Annotated in this window: 14 protein-coding genes and 2 pseudogenes; 4 read left to right on the forward strand and 12 right to left on the reverse strand. The window is 39.6% G+C overall.

Annotation, left to right across the window (positions count from 1 at the left end; genetic code table 11):
• Positions 1 to 214: pseudogene (locus FZF08_RS31630) on the reverse strand (IS982 family transposase); the annotation flags it as partial.
• 130 nt (positions 215 to 344) lie between these two features.
• Here FZF08_RS31630 and FZF08_RS26870 point away from each other — a divergent pair.
• Positions 345 to 2,078, forward strand: a complete 1,734-nt coding sequence (locus tag FZF08_RS26870; RefSeq protein WP_159476279.1) for a serine hydrolase — start codon at positions 345 to 347, stop codon at positions 2,076 to 2,078.
• Between the two features lie 146 nt (positions 2,079 to 2,224).
• On the opposite strand, the gene FZF08_RS26875 is transcribed toward FZF08_RS26870, so the two are convergent.
• The 4 genes from FZF08_RS26875 to FZF08_RS26890 all read right to left on the reverse strand — a co-directional run bounded on the left by FZF08_RS26875 (position 2,225) and on the right by FZF08_RS26890 (position 7,798).
• Positions 2,225 to 4,690, reverse strand: a complete 2,466-nt coding sequence (locus tag FZF08_RS26875; protein ID WP_159476282.1) for a TonB-dependent receptor — start codon at positions 4,688 to 4,690, stop codon at positions 2,225 to 2,227.
• Between the two features lie 105 nt (positions 4,691 to 4,795).
• On the reverse strand, positions 4,796 to 5,161 hold the full coding sequence (locus tag FZF08_RS26880; RefSeq protein ID WP_159476285.1) for a hypothetical protein: 366 nt from the start codon (positions 5,159 to 5,161) through the stop codon (positions 4,796 to 4,798).
• 490 nt (positions 5,162 to 5,651) lie between these two features.
• Positions 5,652 to 6,521 (reverse strand): phosphoenolpyruvate hydrolase family protein, encoded by an 870-nt coding sequence (locus tag FZF08_RS26885; protein WP_159476288.1) that lies wholly within the window; start codon positions 6,519 to 6,521, stop codon positions 5,652 to 5,654.
• 44 nt (positions 6,522 to 6,565) lie between these two features.
• Positions 6,566 to 7,798: a Tm-1-like ATP-binding domain-containing protein gene (locus tag FZF08_RS26890; RefSeq protein WP_159476290.1), complete on the reverse strand. Its 1,233-nt coding sequence runs from the start codon at positions 7,796 to 7,798 to the stop codon at positions 6,566 to 6,568.
• Positions 7,799 to 8,077: 279 nt separating this feature from the next.
• Between FZF08_RS26890 and FZF08_RS26895 the strand changes: the two genes are divergently transcribed.
• Positions 8,078 to 9,628 carry an MFS transporter gene (locus FZF08_RS26895; protein ID WP_159476293.1) on the forward strand — a complete coding sequence of 517 codons (1,551 nt, stop codon included), beginning with the start codon at positions 8,078 to 8,080 and terminating at the stop codon, positions 9,626 to 9,628.
• A 17-nt stretch (positions 9,629 to 9,645) separates the two neighbouring features.
• Here FZF08_RS26895 and FZF08_RS26900 read toward each other — a convergent pair whose 3' ends face one another.
• From FZF08_RS26900 to FZF08_RS26930, 7 genes and pseudogenes are all read right to left on the reverse strand, one after another.
• The gene (locus FZF08_RS26900) at positions 9,646 to 10,170 is read right to left on the reverse strand and encodes a GNAT family N-acetyltransferase (RefSeq protein ID WP_159476296.1); all 525 of its coding nucleotides are present in this window, start codon (positions 10,168 to 10,170) and stop codon (positions 9,646 to 9,648) included.
• A 50-nt stretch (positions 10,171 to 10,220) separates the two neighbouring features.
• Positions 10,221 to 11,162 carry an OmpA family protein gene (locus FZF08_RS26905; RefSeq protein ID WP_229216714.1) on the reverse strand — a complete coding sequence of 314 codons (942 nt, stop codon included), beginning with the start codon at positions 11,160 to 11,162 and terminating at the stop codon, positions 10,221 to 10,223.
• A gap of 200 nt (positions 11,163 to 11,362) precedes the next feature.
• Entirely contained in the window at positions 11,363 to 11,632 is a 270-nt protein-coding gene (locus tag FZF08_RS26910; RefSeq protein ID WP_200837176.1) for a hypothetical protein, read from the reverse strand.
• Between the two features lie 80 nt (positions 11,633 to 11,712).
• A pseudogene (locus tag FZF08_RS31635) lies at positions 11,713 to 11,955 on the reverse strand (putative quinol monooxygenase); the annotation flags it as partial.
• 298 nt (positions 11,956 to 12,253) lie between these two features.
• Complete coding sequence (gene purL, locus FZF08_RS26920; RefSeq protein WP_159476299.1) at positions 12,254 to 15,913, reverse strand: phosphoribosylformylglycinamidine synthase; 3,660 nt, start codon at positions 15,911 to 15,913, stop codon at positions 12,254 to 12,256.
• 153 nt (positions 15,914 to 16,066) lie between these two features.
• Positions 16,067 to 16,813: a LytTR family DNA-binding domain-containing protein gene (locus FZF08_RS26925; protein WP_310590619.1), complete on the reverse strand. Its 747-nt coding sequence runs from the start codon at positions 16,811 to 16,813 to the stop codon at positions 16,067 to 16,069.
• 9 nt (positions 16,814 to 16,822) lie between these two features.
• Complete coding sequence (locus tag FZF08_RS26930; RefSeq protein WP_159476302.1) at positions 16,823 to 17,893, reverse strand: sensor histidine kinase; 1,071 nt, start codon at positions 17,891 to 17,893, stop codon at positions 16,823 to 16,825.
• Between the two features lie 279 nt (positions 17,894 to 18,172).
• Here FZF08_RS26930 and FZF08_RS26935 point away from each other — a divergent pair, with 279 nt between their 5' ends.
• Both FZF08_RS26935 and FZF08_RS26940 read left to right on the forward strand, forming a co-directional pair.
• Entirely contained in the window at positions 18,173 to 18,700 is a 528-nt protein-coding gene (locus FZF08_RS26935; RefSeq protein ID WP_159476305.1) for a hypothetical protein, read from the forward strand.
• 18 nt (positions 18,701 to 18,718) lie between these two features.
• On the forward strand, positions 18,719 to 19,309 hold the full coding sequence (locus FZF08_RS26940; RefSeq protein WP_159476308.1) for a GntR family transcriptional regulator: 591 nt from the start codon (positions 18,719 to 18,721) through the stop codon (positions 19,307 to 19,309).
• Positions 19,310 to 19,364 lie beyond the last annotated feature (55 nt).

A 19,364-nucleotide genomic window follows, 5' to 3' on the forward strand; every position in this document is an offset into this window, starting at 1 on the left:
TTCGCTCTAATATATTTTCTATCCCATTTTCTGGTATCGTTTGAAATAAGAGATTCTCGCTATCTATACTCATATATTCAGCCGTCAAACTTAAAGCAACAACTTGATTATCAGACATTTTTGGCTTACGTCCCACTTTCTTAACAATACAATCGATACTCAGTAATTCGATCGTTTCCAGGATTTTATAATAATTTTTCACTAATTTTGACATACATATTGGGGTTTGTTTGGCGACTTTAAGATACTGAATTTCAGTATCTTAACCCAATATGTATACACTTTTCTTCCTTAATTATATTTCACCCAACGGGTAATTCAAGTATCATTAAAGCCCTTATTGAATGAAATTTTTCTATACCTCACTTCTTCTGATCTTTATTTTAAGTCAGCAAAATAACTTTGTTAACGCACAGTCGCCAAAAATAACTGCTAGCGTTGATTCAATTTTTGCAGAGTGGAACAAACCCGGAAAACCCGGAGCTGCGGTTGGCGTGGTTCATCAGGGGAAATTAATTTACGCCAAAGGTTTTGGGGAATCTGATCTGGAAACAGGCGCTCGCAACGGACCCGAAACCATATTTCACATAGCCTCGGTATCCAAACAATTTACAGCTTTTGCGATTGTTCTTTTATCGCAGGAAGGCAAACTTTCCTTGGAAGATGACATCAGAAAGTATTTGCCAGAGGTTCCGGATTTTGGAAAAATTATTACCATTCGTCATTTGATTCATCATACCAGCGGTCTTCGTGATCAATGGAATCTGTTGGCAATGGCCGGTTGGCAGCTAGATGATGTCATTACGAAAGAGCATGTTTTTAATCTGGTAAAAAGACAAAAGGAACTGAATTTTGAGCCAGGTTCGGCTTATTCTTATTGCAACACGGGTTATACTCTTTTGGCCGAAATAGTCAGCCGGATTTCAAAGCAACCCTTTTCTGCATATATGCAAGAGCACGTATTCAAGCCGTTGGGTATGAAAAATACATTGTTTTATGATGATTACGAGCGCATTGTTAAAGGAAGAGCCTACTCTTTTCATAAGTCTGAAAAAGCTGTGGAAGGATATAAGAAAAGTGTGTTGAGTTACTCCAATGTTGGAGCAACAAGTTTATTCACCACCGTTACAGATCTTTCGCACTGGATTGATAATTTCAGTTCTCATAAAGTTGGGAATGCGGCAACGATGACGCAAATGCTGGAAAAGGGAAGGCTTACCAAAGGAGATACGCTTCCTTATGCTTTTGCATTGATCCACGGAAAGTTAAAGGGATTGGCCTATTACGGACATAATGGAGCAGACGCCGGATTCAGATCTTTTTTGTCATATTTCCCCAAAGAGGATTACGGTTTTATCGTGCTGAGCAATCAAGCGGAGTTTGACCCGCAGAAAAAGGGTTTTGAAGTAGCTAATCTTTATTTGGCTTCACAATTTAAAGAAGATAAAACGGTGAAATCGTTCGCTGTTTCTGCGTCCAACACAGCTTATAAATTTGATTCAACGCTTTTTAAACAATACGAAGGATCGTACGAACTTGCCGAAGCTCCTGGTTTTATTCTGAGATTCTGGCGTGACGGAGCTCGTTATTTGACGCAGGCAACCGGGCAGGGTGAGAATGAAATATTTCCCTCTTCGGATTCTACATTTTTTTTGAAAGTTGTAGAAGCTTCTGTTGTTTTTCACAAATCAAAGGAGGGAAAGGTTAGCAAAATTACACTCAGACAAAATGGAGAACATCCGGGAAATCGTGTTAAGGCTGTTGTTCAAAATGATATAAAACGAGAAGAATTTGTGGGCAAATATTATAGTCCGGAACTTGAAACTTTTTATTCTATTACACTGAAAGACGACACGCTAAAACTCGTTCATGTGCATCATGGTGACGTGGTTTTAAAAGTTGTAAGTAAAGATCGCTTTGCCGCTCCCTGGTGGTTTGTGCAGAATATAGAGATTGCCAGAGATGAATCGGGTAAAGTTTCTGGTTTGCGTATGTCAAATGGGAGGGTAGTGAATTTATGGTTTAAACGCCTGAATGAGGATTTTGCAGCGGGAGAACCTACACCAATGAAAAAATAGTTTGCCAAAGCAGGATTGAAAATCTTCCTGTTTTTTTCTTATATAAATGGAATTTTAAAAAGCCGGATCTCTGCTGAATTAGCAAAAGTCCGGCTTTTTAAATTTGACAATTCCAGTTTTAGAAATCAAATGAAGTTAGTTTAGTATCAAAATGGAATAATGACTTTCACACTTCCATTCCGCCCCATATTGTAAATACCTGAACGTCCATTCGGAGAAGCAGCGTAATATTCGAAGTATTTAAGACGGTTCAAATTTGACTGATAAGCGGTATCAAACAAATTATCAATTTGTAAAAACAGCTGAAATAATGGCTTTTTATTTTGATTATTTATGGTGGTACCGCAACCAATATTGAACAGTGCATAACCTGCCGTAGCTGTTTCTGTATTATCAACGCCGTAGAATTTATTTTGTGCTCCATAATAATCGATTTCAGCTCTGAAATAAGTACCTGTTAAATTTCCAATCGGTTTCCCAAGGGAAGCCCTGATCTCGGATCGACCATGAACGGGAGGGATGAACGGAAGATATTTGGCAGAATTTCCTTCCAAAGCTATCAGTGCATTATTACGGTTTAAGCCTCTTATAAAGGCCAGACTATTGTTGAAAGTCAGCCATTTTACGCCGGTAGGGTGCAGGTTTATACTAAATTCTGCTCCGTATAATTGCGCTTTGGATTGCTGGTATTTGTAAGTAAAATTGCCCGGAACAATAATGACAGGTTTTCCATCAGCGCCCACGAGCCTCGCCTGATAAATGTAATTGTCGATGGTGTTATTAAAAAGTTCGATACTAAAATCGAATTCTTTAAGATAACCAATGAATCCAATATCCGTTTGCAGACTGAATTCCGGTTTGAAATCCCGATTTCCCAGGTAAACAATGTGCGCGCCGGGATCCAGACCATTCGAGCCGATTTCGGTGATGTTGGGAGCCCGGTAACCTCTTGACAGATTAGCTTTTACCAAAAGCCGTTCGGATAAATTGTAGGTTGCCCCAAGACTTCCGGAAATTCCGTTGAAATTTCGGTTATACGAAGGGAATTGTAAAACTGCGCCGTTTCCTGGTTTTGTCAACAATTCATTAAATCCGGTTTCAGGATTGTGTTGTACATATTGATCTTTCCAGTTCCAGGACCGTGTGTCATAACGCAGGCCACCACTGATGTCTACTTTACCCAGTGATTTTTTTACAAACAAAAACGAACCGATATCAAGCAGATTATAGTCAGGAATAGGGAAGTCCGTTCCACTTAGATTTCGGTTCATCTGGTACATTCCGTTCACACCCAAAGTGGCTTCCAATCCTTTCCATTCGGGGAAATTGTATTTGAAGTCATAATTATAGGTATTCAGCTGAACATAAAGTCCGGGTTGTGCTGGCAGCGTCGGGTGGTTATATTCCCGGCGCACACTTTGCTGAAATCCAAACAGCGCAGTCAGATCTGCTTTTCCTAACAAAAAACGGTTTCTGGTAAACAAACGGTAGTGCTGAATCCGTTGGTGAAGCGGATTGATACTATATGTTTTTAAGTCGTGCTGAGATACCAGAGGGCGATTTTTGATATTATCCGGGCCGCTTTCAAGTACTTGTCGGGTGAATTTCCGAGTCAGCGAATCACGGCTGCCATCCGGAATTTCCTGTAAATTATTGTAAAGTGTAGCGTACACATATGAAGATCCCCAACGTTTTTCAACGCCCGTCATCGCTGAAAGATTCAGCTCATTAAAGGCTGTTCCAAAAACTCTTCCGTCAATTTTATTTTTGTAGGCTGTTGCATTTTTCCCGGAAACCCGGAAAGCTGATTTCCACCCGTTTTTGTTATAAGCCAGTCCTCCGGAAGCGCCGATCATGCCGTTGTTGGTATGGTATTCCGAAGTAATATCACCTTTAAGTTTCCCTTCCGGGCCTTTTGGAATGTAAGGAATAAAATTAATTACGCCTGCAACTGCGTCCGATCCGTAAATAAGGCTTGCCGGACCTTTCACTACTTCCGCCCGTTCAACACCATATTGGTCAATTTCAATGCCGTGTTCATCTCCCCATTGCTGCCCTTCCTGACGAATTCCGTTATACAATGTAAGTACCCGGTTATAGCCCAATCCGCGGATAAAAGGCTTTGAAATATTGGGTCCTGTTGTAACGGCGCTAAGTCCGGGAACACCTTTTAAAACCGCATCAACAATGTTATTATTTACATTCATATCCATTTCCTTTTTGCTCATCACGGCAATAGCAACCGGACTTTTTCTGAGTTCGGTCGCTCTGGAAACTCCTGTCACTACAACCTCACTAAGTGTGTTGTTGACCGGCTGTAAATCAATGTTCAGTGTTAATAGTTTGTTTTCTGTGATGTCTATTTTTTTTGTAAAGCTGTCAAATCCAATGGATGAAGCTATAATTTCATATTTTCCAGCTGTAATATTTGATAATTTAAAAGCGCCTGAACTATCTGCCTGGGTTCCAAAAATTGTTTTGGAAACTGTTACCGATGCAAAAGGGACCGGCTTTCCTCCCGAAATAATCTGGCCAGAAACCGATCCGGTTTGTGCTTTTACCAGAGAGTTTCCAGACAGCAAAAAAGCAATTAAGAGAATATATATTTTCATAAGTAAATTAACGTTAGAGGCAATGCTGATCCTTAACTGGTTGCTATACGCAAAAGGATTTTGTTAGGGAATGAGTAAATAATATTTTTGTTATTGTGTTGAAAATCAGGAAACAGGAGGGCCCCGGAGGAATAAAACGGGAAGTTTTTGATCTGCCTGCTTTTCTATATACGGATAGTTGACCAGAGCGGGTTTTTTTAATAATGCTATCTCAAAACTTACATCAGAAGTAAAAGAATCAAAAGGAATATTGCTTAGACAATCCAGCCAGTTTAGCTCAGACTGGGAATGGTGATGATTTGGAAACGGACATTTTGAGGCAAATTCAGTGTAGGGGTGGACGTGGCTGATAATACTGCCGTTGGGTAAACGATGAGCATGTCTGAACACAACATTACTCAGGCAGATCAGTGCCCAGAGCAACAGCAGAAAGCTGGCCGTTCGTTGTCGTTTAGAAATTTGAAGTCTCATTGTTTTTTTATTTATGCAACAATGTTGCAAATATATTGTTTAATAAATTACCCACTCTCTTTCTGAAATTTATTTTGTCAAAATGTTTGGTCAAATAAACTTGCAACAGTACTTGTTAGTTTTGCTTTAATTAAAATTTAGACAAATCTAAAAATTAAATTTAACAAAGCAAATTTAATAATTAGAAACAGTATATAGATAAGTTTAAATGGAACTTAACATACTGATAAATAAGCCTTAGTGAAATTTTGGGAAAGGATGTATTTATTATATGGTACTAAAATTGAGGAAGAGGAATGCTCGGAAATTATATTGGAGGTCATTTTTTCGCTATAAGTTTTGGCGATTTCCAAGACAATGTTGAGGAATAATTTTTGTTTTGAAAGTATCCGGTAGTTGTGTCAATCCGGTAAAGAAGAGGTGTTAAACTGAGATTATCGCAGAAGAGTAACAGAGTTGGATTGTGCCAACTCTGTTACTAAATTATTTTCTATACTTTGTTTTCAATCGTAAGTGATTTGAAGCTTCTTGTCAGATCGGTCAGTGATTGTTCAACGCCCATACGTTCAAGTGATGATGCTCCTACAAATCCGTGGACATTCGTTTTGTCCAATATGACACGCACATCCGCAGGTGTGTTGATAGGGCCTCCGTGTGCCAGAAAGAAGATATCAGGGTTGATGGCCTTGGCTGCATCAATGATTTTTTGCGTACGTTCAATGGCATCATCCATTGTGCATGAGGCATCTGTAACACCGACCGAGCCGCCAACGGTTGTTCCAACATGGGCAATAATCGCGTCTGCTCCGGCTTCTGCCATCTGTGCGGCTTCTTCCGGTTTTGCTACATAAACGATAGAAAACAATTCCATTTTACTGGCAATTCTTACCATTTCAACCTCTTTATCAAAGCCCATTCCTGTTTCTTCCAATACCTGGCGAAAATGCCCGTCGACTATGGAATGTGTGGGGAAATTATTGATTCCTGAAAAGCCCATTTCCTTCACTTTCAACAAATGATGCCACATCCGGCGTCTTGGATCTGACCCATGTACGCCGCAAATCACCGGAATTTCCTGCACCACTGGCAACACTTCAAATTCTCCAATTTCCATCGCTTCTGCGTTGGCATCGCCATAGGCCATCAAACCCGCAGTAGAGCCATGTCCTGCCATTCTGAACCGGCCTGAATTGTAGATAATGATCATATCAGCACCGCCTTTTTCAATAAATTTGGCACTGATTCCAGTACCTGCACCGGCAACGATAATGGCTTTATTTTGATCTAACGAAGCTTTCAAACGGTCTCTGACTTCCTGTCTTGTGTAGGGATTTCCCTTACCGGTCCATGGATTTGGCATAGTGATTTTTAATATGTATTAATTTTTTATTATGTTTAAATAGCCTACCTTTTTGCGGTTTCAATTGCTTCCATCAAGGTTTTAACCAGAATTTGAGCAAAAGATTTGTCATTAATATGCACATCTGTTTCGATGATCCTGACACTTTCAGCCGCATGTTTTTTGATCGAATCGAATAACGCCTGATCATTTTCCGGCTTGTAAAAAATTCCACCAACGCTGTCAATTTGCGAAATTCCTTTCAAGGGTAAAACAATACTTACCGGAGCGGTCGATTTATTTAGTTTTTGTGAAAGCTGTTTTCCTAAAATGAGGTTTTCTTCGATATTGGTCCGCATCAGTGTTACATCCGGCGCCCAGCTATAAAAAAACCGGTCTTTGTATTTTTCAGGAACCGTATCGGCATGACCAAAATTAACCATATCCAGACATCCCGGAGCGACTACCTGTGGAAGGTTCATTTCCCCGGCAGCCAGTAATCTTTCAGGGCCCGCACTGCAAATACCACCGCAAAGATCGTCTGCAAGTTCGGTTGTGGTAACATCCAAAACCGCATCAAAATAACCTTCCCTGATCAACGCCTCCATCGTTCTTCCACCAATTCCGGTAGCATGAAATGCGAGCACTTCGTATCCTTCTTTTTTCAACAATTCTGTGCATTGATCAACGCATGCCGTGGTATTGCCGAACATGCTGATCGCAATTCTTTTAACTATTACATTTTCAGAATCAGCAATGCTATTGGACATCGCACAAATGGCTGCCGCCGACTGGCTGATCAATACTTTTATAATACTGTTCAATCCTGCAACGTCAACAACAGAAGGTACCAGCGTAATATCCTTATGGCCGATTTGTCGGGAAAGGTCTTTGGCAGCGATCGTGGTCAGACAAAGTTTGGGAATGCCAAATGGAATTTGCTGCATTGCGAAAAGTGCAATGTGTGTTCCGCCGCCGCCACCCATTCCGATTGCACCTTTAAGTTTTTCTTCGGCAATAAGTATTTTGACAATTTGAGCAGCACCTTTTCCCATTACATCCATGGCGTGCCCGCGATCTCCAAGTTTTCTAAGACTGGAAATTTCAGAATCACCTTGTAAAGCCACAACGTCCGATTCAAAATCCACAGGAAATAAATCTGTCGTACCCATCACGCCGGTATTGATGGTAATCACATTTTCACCCAAAGCCAGAATACAGTTTCTCAAATAGGAGAAAACCTCACCTTTGGTGTCAAAACAACCCAGCATTAGAATATACTTTTTAGTAGAAGGCATTTCTGATTTTACAGATTTGATAGCTGGTAAGCAACTTTTCAAATTTAAGGGATCGTGCCGAGGATTCTACTTTTTTTGGAATTGATTATTTTGACCTTCATTTACAAGATTTGAAAATCGATTATGTGTAATTGGGTAGTAATATTTTATATTAAATCGAAAACATTCAAAATCAGTAGCCGATGTGTAAATTAAGATTAAAAATGTTTTGAAAAATACCTGTAACTTAATCGAATAAAGTGCACAATAAGTGTTTTTGCAACACGATAATTTTCAAACATGTCAACAGTTGCACTTGCCAGTACAGAGGGAAAATGGATTATGACGTCAGTCATTTTGGCTTCTGCGATGGCTTTTATTGACAGTACCGCGCTGAATGTTATTTTACCATCACTACAAAATAGTCTTGGTGCAACGGGTAGTGATTTGTTCTGGATACTGAATGCGTATCTGCTTATGCTGGCATCCCTGATTCTGATCGGAGGGACTTTGGGAGATAATCTGGGCCGAAAAAAAGTTTTCATGGTGGGTATTGTCATTTTTATTGCAGGTTCTGCCGCCTGCGGATTTTCGCCCACAGTAACCTGGCTGGTTATTTTTCGCTTGATTCAGGGAATTGGAGGAGCACTGATGATACCTGGAAGTTTGTCATTGATTTCGTCCTCGATTAATGAGAAGGAGCGAGGTAAAGCCATCGGAACCTGGTCTGCATTTACAACAGTGGTAACCATTGGGGGACCAATTCTTGGTGGCGCTTTGGCCGATGCAGGACTTTGGCGTTATATATTCTTTATCAATGTGCCTATCGGTGTTGCTGCTTTGATCATGTTGTGGTTCCGTGTGAATGTCACTGAGGAAATTCCTTCCGGCAAGCCTTTGGATTTTGCCGGAGCTACTGCAATTGCCTTGGCACTGGCTACGTTAACACTTACTTTTCTGAGGATTCCGTCCATAGGTTTTAATAATATACAAACATACATTTCTCTGGGAGCAGGTATTTTGCTGGTCGTGCTTTTTGTATATCTGCAATACAAAAGTGCCAATCCGATGATGCCTTTGAGTCTCTTTTCCAGTGTGACTTTCAGTGGCGCTAACCTGCTAACCTTCTTTCTTTATGCAGGGCTTGGCGGCGGGATGTTGTTTTTATCGCTGAATCTGGTGCAGGTTCAGGGGTATAGTCAATTGGAGTCCGGACTTACTTTTTTGCCTTTTACAATTTTGATGATACTACTGGCGAGATACGCCGGGAAACTGGCAGATAAATTCGGACCAAGAATATTTCTGATCTCGGGACCTGTCACGGCCGGAGCAGGTTTGTTGCTTTTATCTTTTGTAAAGCAAACCGGTGGTCCGTCTGACTACTGGACAACGTTCTTTCCCGGCATTTTGATTTTCGGTTTGGGTATGTCATTCACCGTGGCTCCTTTGACCACGGCTGTAATGGGCTCGGTCAGCGATCATTTTTCCGGAACAGCTTCCGGCGTTAATAACGCGATGACAAGAATTGCCAATGTTTTTGCCAACGCAATTTTCGGGGCTTTGGCGGTTTTATTTTTCTCAGGAGCACTGGCTGATCAGTTGGAAAATTCTTCTTTTAACAGTTCTCAAAAAACTGAAATTTTGAAAGAAGCGGCGAATTTGGGAAATGCAAAAGTGCCGACTAATATTGAAAAATCACAAAGAGCAGTTGTGGTAAATGCATATCATAAATCTTTCATTCACGCTTATGCCATTATCATGCGCATTTCTGCCGGACTTGGGTTTTTGGGTGGGTTGATGGCTGTTTTGTTTATTAAGTCTTTGAAAAAAGGAGCTGAAAAGGAAAATTGAGATAGTAAAAGAACCTATTATTTAGCCAAATCTGTCAAAGTTTTCTGCAACCAGATAATGTCGAAATATTGTCCTTTTTTATTCGCAATTCCTTTAAAATTTCCACATTCTACAAAACCTGATTTCTTATGAAAGTTAAGGCTGACCAGGTTTTCGGAAGAAACATTAACCAGAATATTTTTGTAATCCAGACGAATTAGTTTGTTTTCAAGAATTCGGTATAGCTCCTTTCCGATTCCTTTCCCTGTGACAGCAGGTTTTAGCCAATAGGTAAGTTTCGCGGTTTCTGAAAAGGTATTTTCAGATCTGAAATCATAAGCATATCCCAATCCGATAATTTTCCCTTCCTCTTCAATTACATATCTGGGGAGATTGGTTTCTTGAAGTATCAAATCATAGATTGAGCTAATTCCGATGGGCTGATCGGAAAAATGATAGGTTGTTTCGGAAATATAATAATTGACAATCTCCAAAATGTCGTGAGCGTCACTTAACTGGATCGGTCTGAACGATACTTTTTCGGAATTAAAAGTGTTATTCATTTTAACAAAAATAAGTGTAAACTATTTGATAAACAGACATTAAATGGAAATTATTCCTTTGTAACTTTCATTTCTACACGGCGGTTTAATTTCCGGTTTTCTTCACTATCGTTAAGGGCGAAAGGTATTTTACTTCCATAACCTTTACCGCTAATTCTGGATGAGGCTATACCATTGCTGGTCAGATATTTTTTTACAATACTTACCCTTTCCTCTGACAACTTGTAGTTTTTAATCGCATCTCCCCGGTTGTCCGTATGGCCGGATAGTTCGATTTCAAGTGTAGGAAATTGTACAAGATAACTTAAAATCCGGTCTAATTCCGGTTGGGAAGATGGTAAAATAATCGCTTTACTTTGCTCAAATTGAATCGCTAATATTACTTTTTCACCAAGCTTGGGTTTAGGGAAAGCTAACAGATTATCTGGTTTTTGAATATCTATAACTTTGGCAATATCTTTAATTGATTCTGGCGATTTTGGCTCGGAAACTTTTCTTGAAAGGTTGGATGTCGTTAAAGAAGCCAACTTCTGTGGCGCACTTTCATCACTGGATTTTGTAACCGAAAATGTTCCGGGAGGACAGTCAAATTCTAGGTAATTACCGGATTGATGAACCTTACGACTTGTCCATTTTCCTCTAAGAATAAGTTTTCCTGTATCATTATCAGTAAATAGATATCCTTCCAAAATTTTCAAGCACCAGGATAAGTTATCCTCGGATTTTTTAATTACTTCATATTCAGTCATTACAACTTTATGATCACTAATCATACCTCTAAATTTCTGGATTACAAAACCTTGCGGATGATTGGTTTTTATTTGACCGCTTAGAAATCCTCCCACCTGATTCAGGCTAATTTCGATGGTGCCGATTTTAAACTGAGAATTTTCTTGTGTTACTTCTCCTGACCAACTGCCAGTCAGATTTTGACATCTTGCAGGTAGAAAACTTATAATGTATAGAAATACAAGGGGTATCAAATTTTTCATGGCTGTTAGGGAGGACGCTGGTAATGTCGATTCTCAAAGTAATTTACTCTTTGAAAACTTAAAACAAATTATCAATTCCAATCTACTTCAAATCGATTACTCGTTTTTTGAAATATTTCAATACAATATAAAGACAAAACGCCCTCAATAAATGATTAAATCTATCGAGGGCGTTTTTTAACTTTATTTATATCAGCTTCTTATTTTTCCAACCACAATCGCGCGTTCACAAATGCTTCCATCCATGGAGAAACTTCGTCTTTTCTTCCTTTTATATAGTTTGCCAAGTGCCACTGGAACAATACCCTTTTGATATGAGGCATTATTGAAAAATTTGGATAGGTGGAGTATGTCTCGTATCCATATTTTACTAAGATGGTGTATTGATCTTCTGTGTAAGGAAGTTCAAACTTACTTTCGCCATGAGAAATCCATACACCAAACGTGCTGCCTGCCAGCGTTATAAGCATTTTATAATCCGCCAATATTTTTTGCAGGAAAAGCAGTTGTAATCGTCAATAAAAAATCCATTCTTATTTGTTGATTGCGATTACCTGACTAACACCTTTTTAATTTCAAGGGCAACCGGCGCTACCTCAATCAATTCCAGCGATTTGACCATTTTTAGCGTACCATTTTTATATTTTAAAAAGTGGGGTGTTTTTAAGTGAAATTGATAGGCCTCTTCACTGGCATATACTTCAAAAACGGTGAAAAATTCAGGATGTTTTTTATCCTGAACGGCTTGCAAAGCAAGCACTCCCGGTTCAACTTTTACAGCAGTTTTTGCATGTTGAGCAAGTGCTTCTTTTTATGCTTCCAGGTCGGCAGGATACACCTCTATCTTTGCTATACGCAACTTTCTTAAGTCTTCTTGTGCAAAAGTTTCGGCTGAACCCAGTGTAAATATAAGTAAAAGGAGGATGGTTGATTTAATGTTCATATACAGCATATCTTTTGATTTTAGATAATTGATCGAATTTTGCTATCAATCTAATCCACATATTTTAACATGGATTAAATCAAAAAGTGCCCCCAATAAATCTTTGAATTCATTGACGGCACTTTTTTTGGATTTTAATTTTATCAGCTTATTTCTGTTCCAACCACAATCTCGCATTCACAAACGCTTCCATCCATGGAGAAACTTCGTCTTTTCTTCCTTTTGGATAGTTTGCCCAATGCCACTGGAAAAGTGATCTTTCAATATGAGGCATCATTACCAAATGTCGTCCTGATTTGTCGCACATCATGGCTGTGTTGAAATCAGAACCGTTTGGATTGGCAGGATATGTTTCGTAACCGTATTTTGCTACAATGCTGTATTTGTCTTCTGCGTAAGGAAGTTCAAACTTACCTTCTCCGTGCGAAATCCAAACACCCAGTGTGCTGCCAGCCAAAGTGGAAAGCATTACCGAATTATTTTCCTGTATCGTCAGTGAAGTAAAACCGCTTTCGTGCTTTTTACTTTCGTTATGAAGCATTTTAGGTTTTTGCTCGTGATCTTCATTGATAAGGCCCAATTCTATAAATAACTGGCATCCATTACATATCCCAACTGAAAGCGTGTCCTCGCGTTTAAAGAAGTTTTCCAAAGCGATTTTTGCTTTTTCATTATAAAGAAATGCACCAGCCCAGCCTTTGGCAGAACCTAAAACATCAGAGTTTGAGAATCCTCCTACGGCACCGATAAACTGGATATCTTCCAGTGTTTCGCGACCCGAGATTAGATCGGTCATATGCACATCTTTCACATCGAAACCAGCCAGATACATCGCATTGGCTAATTCTCTTTCCGAGTTGCTGCCTTTTTCACGGATAACCGCTGCTTTTGGTCTTGGTTTTGAAGAATCAATAACAGGTTTTTTACCATCAAATTGCAATGGGAAATTGTATTGCAATACGTGGTTTTTATAATTATCAAAACGTTCTTTTGCTTTAACCGGTCCGCTTTGTTTCTGATCCAGCAAATAAGAAGTTTTAGACCAGACATCGCGTAGTTCGTCTATATCAAAATCCTGAGTTCCTGACTGATCTTTAACCGTCAAAGTTGCAGTAGCAGTAACGGTTCCGATTTTATGGAAATCAACACCGGCAGCTCCAAGAACAGATTCAGCCTCTGAATCTGCCTGGAAAACGATTCCGATATTTTCAGAGAAAAGTTTCGTGATAAGATCCTGATCAGACAAAGATGAAAGATCAATGTTTGCACCCAGATCACGATCCGCAAAACACATTTCAAGAAGCGTGGTAATTAATCCGCCGCTACCAATATCATGACCTGCCTGAATTTTACCTGCTTTTATCAGCTGTTGAATCGTATTAAATGTATTTTTAAATGATTCGGCGTTTTTAATATCCGGTGTTTCCGTTCCGATTTTACCCAAAATCTGGGCAAAAGAAGAACCGCCCAGTTTGTAAAGATCTTCGGAAAGATTGATATAATAAATCGCTCCTCCGTCTTTTTGAAGGACTGGTTCAATCACAGCAGTGATATCATCGCAATGTCCGGCGGCTGAAATAATGACAGTTCCCGGAGCGATCACTTCTGCATCCTTATATTTTTGTTTCATCGACAAGGAATCTTTTCCCGTAGGAATATTGATTCCAAGACTGATCGCAAATTCTGAACAGGCTTTTACGGCTGCATATAAACGCGCATCTTCTCCTTCATTTTTACAGGCCCACATCCAGTTGGCAGAAAGCGAAACACTCGCAAGTCCATCTTCCAAAGGTGCCCAGATAATATTAGACAGTGATTCTGCAATCGCATTGCGACTTCCCGCAGCAGGATCGATCAAAGCAGAAAGAGGAGCGTGACCAATAGATGTTGCGATTCCTTCTTTTCCTTTGTAATCAAGCGCCATTACGCCAACATTATTCAGCGGCAATTGAAGCGGGCCTGCACATTGCTGTTTCGCAACGCGACCGCCTACACAACGGTCAACTTTATTTGTAAGCCAGTCTTTACTCCCAACAGCTTCCAGTTGAAGAAGTTGCAAAAGATAAGTATGCAGTTCTTTCTGATCGTACGTTACAGGCTGATATTTTCTTTCAACCGTTTTGTCATGCATAACCACTTTTGGCGAGCTGCCAAACATGTCATCCATTTCAAGATCCATCGGTTTTGCGCCCGTGGACGAAGATTCAAAAGTAAAGCGGTGATCCGAAGTCACTTGTCCGACGGTATACATCGGTGCTCTTTCGCGATCTGCTATTCTTTGAAGCGTATCAATATTTTTCTGTCCGATCACAAGTCCCATACGTTCCTGGGATTCGTTTCCAATTATTTCTTTCGCCGAAAGGGTAGGATCTCCCACAGGCAATTTATCCAGATCAATTTTTCCCCCGGTTTCTTCCACCAATTCAGAAAGACAGTTTAAGTGTCCGCCTGCGCCGTGGTCATGAATGGAAACAATGGTATTATGATCACTTTCTACCATTCCGCGAACCGCGTTGGCAACTCTTTTCTGCATTTCAGGATTGGAGCGTTGCACAGCATTAAGCTCAATTCCTGAGCTCATTGCACCGGTGTCGGCAGAAGAAACTGCTGCTCCACCCATACCAATCCGGTAGTTTTCACCGCCCAGTACTACAATCTTATCATCAACAGAAGGTTTTTCTTTTTGTGCCTGATCCGCTTTTCCGTATCCGATTCCACCAGCCTGCATGATCACTTTATCATAACCAAGTTTTCTGGCATCTTCCTCATGCTCAAAGGTTAGCAAAGAGCCAACGATCAAAGGTTGTCCGAATTTATTTCCAAAATCAGAAGCACCATTAGAAGCCTTGATCAGAATATCCATCGGTGTCTGGTACAGCCACGGTCTTTCAGCCATCGGCTGCTCCCACGGACGATTTTCTTCCAAACGTGAAAATGAAGTCATATAAACAGCCGTTCCCGCAAGTGGCAAAGAACCTTGTCCGCCTGCTAGTCTGTCTCTGATTTCCCCACCTGATCCGGTTGCTGCGCCATTAAATGGCTCAACGGTGGTCGGGAAATTATGGGTTTCAGCTTTCAAAGAAATCACTGAATCAAAATCTTTTGTTTCGTAGTATTCAGGAACGTCCGGGCGTTTTGGAGCAAACTGCTGCACGCGGGGTCCTTTTACAAAAGCAACATTATCTTTATAGGCAGAAACAATTCCGTTTGGATTGGTTTCTGATGTTTTGCGTATCAGTTTGAATAAAGAAGACGGCTGCTCTTCTCCGTCAATAACAAAAGTACCGTTGAAAATTTTATGACGGCAATGTTCAGAATTGACCTGGGAAAAACCGAAAACTTCCGAGTCGGTAAGTTTGCGATCCAGTTTTTCTGACAGCTTATTCAGGTAATCTATTTCTTCGGAACTAAGCGACAGACCTTCCTGCTGATTATACTCAGCAATGTCATTAATTTCAAGAATTGATTCAGGCTTGATGCTGATGGAGTAAATTTGCTGATTAAGCTCGCTGTATTTTTGAGACAGCATCGGGTCAAAACCTGTAAAATCCGCTTCAACTTTTTTAAACTCCTCAATCCTGATAATGCCATGGATATCCATGTTCTGGGTAATTTCCACGGCGTTTGTACTCCATGGTGTAATCATCGCAGCACGCGGCCCTACAAAAAATCCATTCAGTACAGTTTCTTCACTGAGCTGGGCGTTACCAAAAAGCCAGGATAATTTAGAAATATTTGCCTGAGTGAGGGTTTGTTCAATTTGCAGAGCAAAGACAGTATTGCGGTCGTCGGAAAAGAAGTAAATCATGATATATTTTTAATGCGGCAAAGGTATTTAAAAAATTACCGAAGCCCATCTATAAAGTAAAAATTGATCTGATTTATAAAAAAGGTTAAAATCCCAAGGTTAGTTCCTGCTTTGGCGTTGAATTTCCTGATTGTTACAAAAATTGTATTTTAATCAGATCCAGTTTCCAGTCAATTTCTTAAAAGCATCCCGGTATAACTCACCAACTGCGATTTCCATAGTACCAATGTAGACCGCGTTTTTGCTGATGGAATCCACTTTTGAAAGAGAAATAATGAAGGAACGGTGTAAGCGCAGAAACCTGGACGGCGGCAGTTTGTCTTCTATTGATTTCAGGCTGCTCAGTGTTATGATGGGTTTTAAAGGAGGAATTAGATGTATTTTGACATTATCCTTGCTCGATTCAAGATAGAGAACTGAATCAAAATCAACGCGGACAAGTTTGTAATCAGCTTTTACAAACATGCAGTTTTCTTCGCTTTCATCAATCAGCGAGGTATTTCCTTGCAGCAGTTCAAAATAATTTTTAACCCGCATTGCAGCATTTAGAAATGCTTCATAACCAAATGGTTTTAATAAATAATCCGAGGCATTTACTTTGAACGCTTCCAGTGCAAATTGATTATAAGCTGTTGTGAAAATGATTTTGGCGGCAGAAGAAGTGCCATTTTGGGTAAGAACTCTCGCAAGTTCCATTCCATTCAAATGCGGCATTTGTATGTCCAGAATTATAAGATCAATCTCTTGGCTATGAATAGCTTGCAACGCTTCGATCCCGTTGGCATAACTGCCTTTTAAATTTAAAAAAGGAGTTTGTTCAACAAAAGTGTTGATCAGGTTAAGCGCAAGCGGCTCGTCGTCAACTGTGATGCAATTTAAAATAATACCTTGGCCGGACATGGAGAATATTTAAGCGTTTATCAACCACAGATCAATTTGTAAATCAACTTGATAAGTTCCTTTCTCTGTGTTTTCGTCAATGGCTAGTATGTGACGGTCGGGATACAATAGATCCAGCCTTCTTTTGGTGTTGACCAATCCAATGCCACCGCTGGACAGATCCTGAGAGACTTTTTCGTTCTGAATATGATTAAATACTTTAAGAGACAAACTGCCTTTTTCGACCGTGAGATCGATCAGAATCTGTGTTTTTTCAAGCGAACTGGTTCCATGTTTAAATGCATTTTCTATAAAAGGAAGCAGCAGCATTGGCGCTACCGAATAATCATGGTCTGCAAAAGGTCGGTTAAAATCCAGCGTGGTATGCCCATGCAAGCGCAGTTTCATCAGTTCAATATAATCATTAATAAAGGATATTTCCTGGCTCAGCATGGCCTTGTCCTGCAAGGTGTCATACAAAACGTAACGCATCATCCGGGAAAGTTTTAAAATAGCTTCTCTGGATAATGGAATATCGGAATAGGTAAGCGAATAGATATTATTAAGCGTATTAAAGAAAAAATGTGGATTGATTTGAGCTTTCAATAATGCCAGCTCAGACGCAATGTGTTGTTTTTCAATCATTTCATGTCTTTTTTCATTGGCTTGCCATCTCTGAGCCGCCGCCATTCCGGTGCTTATAACCAGCACCAAACATGTAATAATGAAAAGATAGAAATCCAGATCAAATACACTTCTGACTCTTTTATCATGTGTAACAGCCTTTAGGTCTTCAATCACATGGAGATTGATTTCGATGATTCTTGCAATAACAAGAACTATGATCCATGCTGCGATAAACCAGATAATAAATACATTTCTTTTTCCCTGAAAAAGAAATGTCGGAACCATGTACAGTGCATTGAAATAGAAAAAGCCAGCCAAAATGAAAATATTAAGGGTTTGCTTGATCCAGAAAGAAGCCGGGAGTATGATATCCCAGGTAAGTGGCGGAAAAAAAAGTAAAACGAATCCGAGCAGTACCCAGACCATGACGTGCACAAAAATGGTCAATCCATTCTTTGACTTTCCTAAATACATAGTGGCAAGTTAAGTTGCAAGATTACGGCAATTTGTACAAAACTTCATTAAAAACCGATATAAAGGCAGTATTCGTGGATGCAGTGAAGGATTTTGGCTGTGAAAATGAACAAAGAGAAAAAGGTTTAACCGGAAATTTTAACAATCTGTCTATGATCTTCTGGTTTCTATCCGGTTGATGGTTCGTGTTCAAAGTTTTTTTTGTCCATTTACATGTGTTTTTGTAATGTATGCCAATTTTTCATTTTAGAAACTGGTACGAATTTTTTCCTTGAAGATATGAATCAAAGTGATAAAATAGAGTCGGTCTTTCTTACCCTTTGCGGAGAAACCTTGAAAAAACTAACCGATCAGGAGTCCAGAAAAGAGTGTATTAAAGAGGTACTGGAAATTAAATTTGAGGCTAAAATGTCCGAGGAAGATTATGTTCAATATTTGTTCTTCAAAGCGTTGAGTGAAATGTACAAAGCAGGGCTTGAAGAGTTAAAAAATCATGATCAAACCGATGATACAACAGATTTGAAACAAGAGAAAAGTATTGTTTATTTTCACCGGAAAAATTCAAAAAGAAGTATCCCTGCCGATAATTTTGCCATGAAACTTGCGCCTGTTTTGAAAGAAATAAGACAATCCGGGCCGAAAACATTACTGGAAATTGCAAATAAACTTACTGAACTCGGTATAAAAACAAGTGAAGGCGGGAAATGGCATCCTGCCACGGTAAGATCTCTGGAAAACCGGATTATAAAAATTACGAATAAGACTTCTGAATGGAATCACGTTAAAAAAGAAACTCATACTACCTGATTTTAAAACTTTATCCGCATGAGCCAAACCGATAAAAATATCAATTACTGGTTTCTGGATGTGTTTTCCATCGAAAAAAACTCACCAGTTCCAACTTATCAACAATTGGTAAATGCAGTTTCCAAAGCAGTAAAGGAAAATGTTTTGAAGCAGGGCGAAAGACTTCCTTCGATCAATCGGTTGAGCGCGCACTATCAGGTTTCCAGAGCAACCGTTGAAAAAGCGCTTGGAAGTCTAAAAAAAAGAGGCATAGTTCAATCGGCACCTTATAAAGGTTTTTTTGTTGCTGAAAATCTTAGGCTTGAAAAACACAAGATTCTTTTGCTTTTTAATAACCAGGGATCGGTTAATGATTTGATTTACAAGTCATTTTTAAGACGTATTGGTGCGAATGTACAGGTTGATTGTCTGGTTTATAACAACAATGTCGGCCTTTTCAATCACCTGACCAAACTGAAATCAGCTGAGGCCGACTTCGTGGTTATACCTCAGATTGCCAGTGATTTTGAAAATCTGTTTAGCAGTATCATCAATCTTCCGGGCGAGAAATTGCTGATGCTGGAAAAGTATGTTGAAAAATTGTCAGGCTCTGCTTTTAGTATTTTGTAAGATTAAACAATTGTAACGGTGGCTATTTTACAAGCTACTTATACAATTACTTTAA

Source organism: Dyadobacter sp. 3J3, assembly GCF_009801115.1.
In the GTDB taxonomy this organism is placed as follows: Bacteria; Bacteroidota; Bacteroidia; order Cytophagales; family Spirosomataceae; genus Dyadobacter.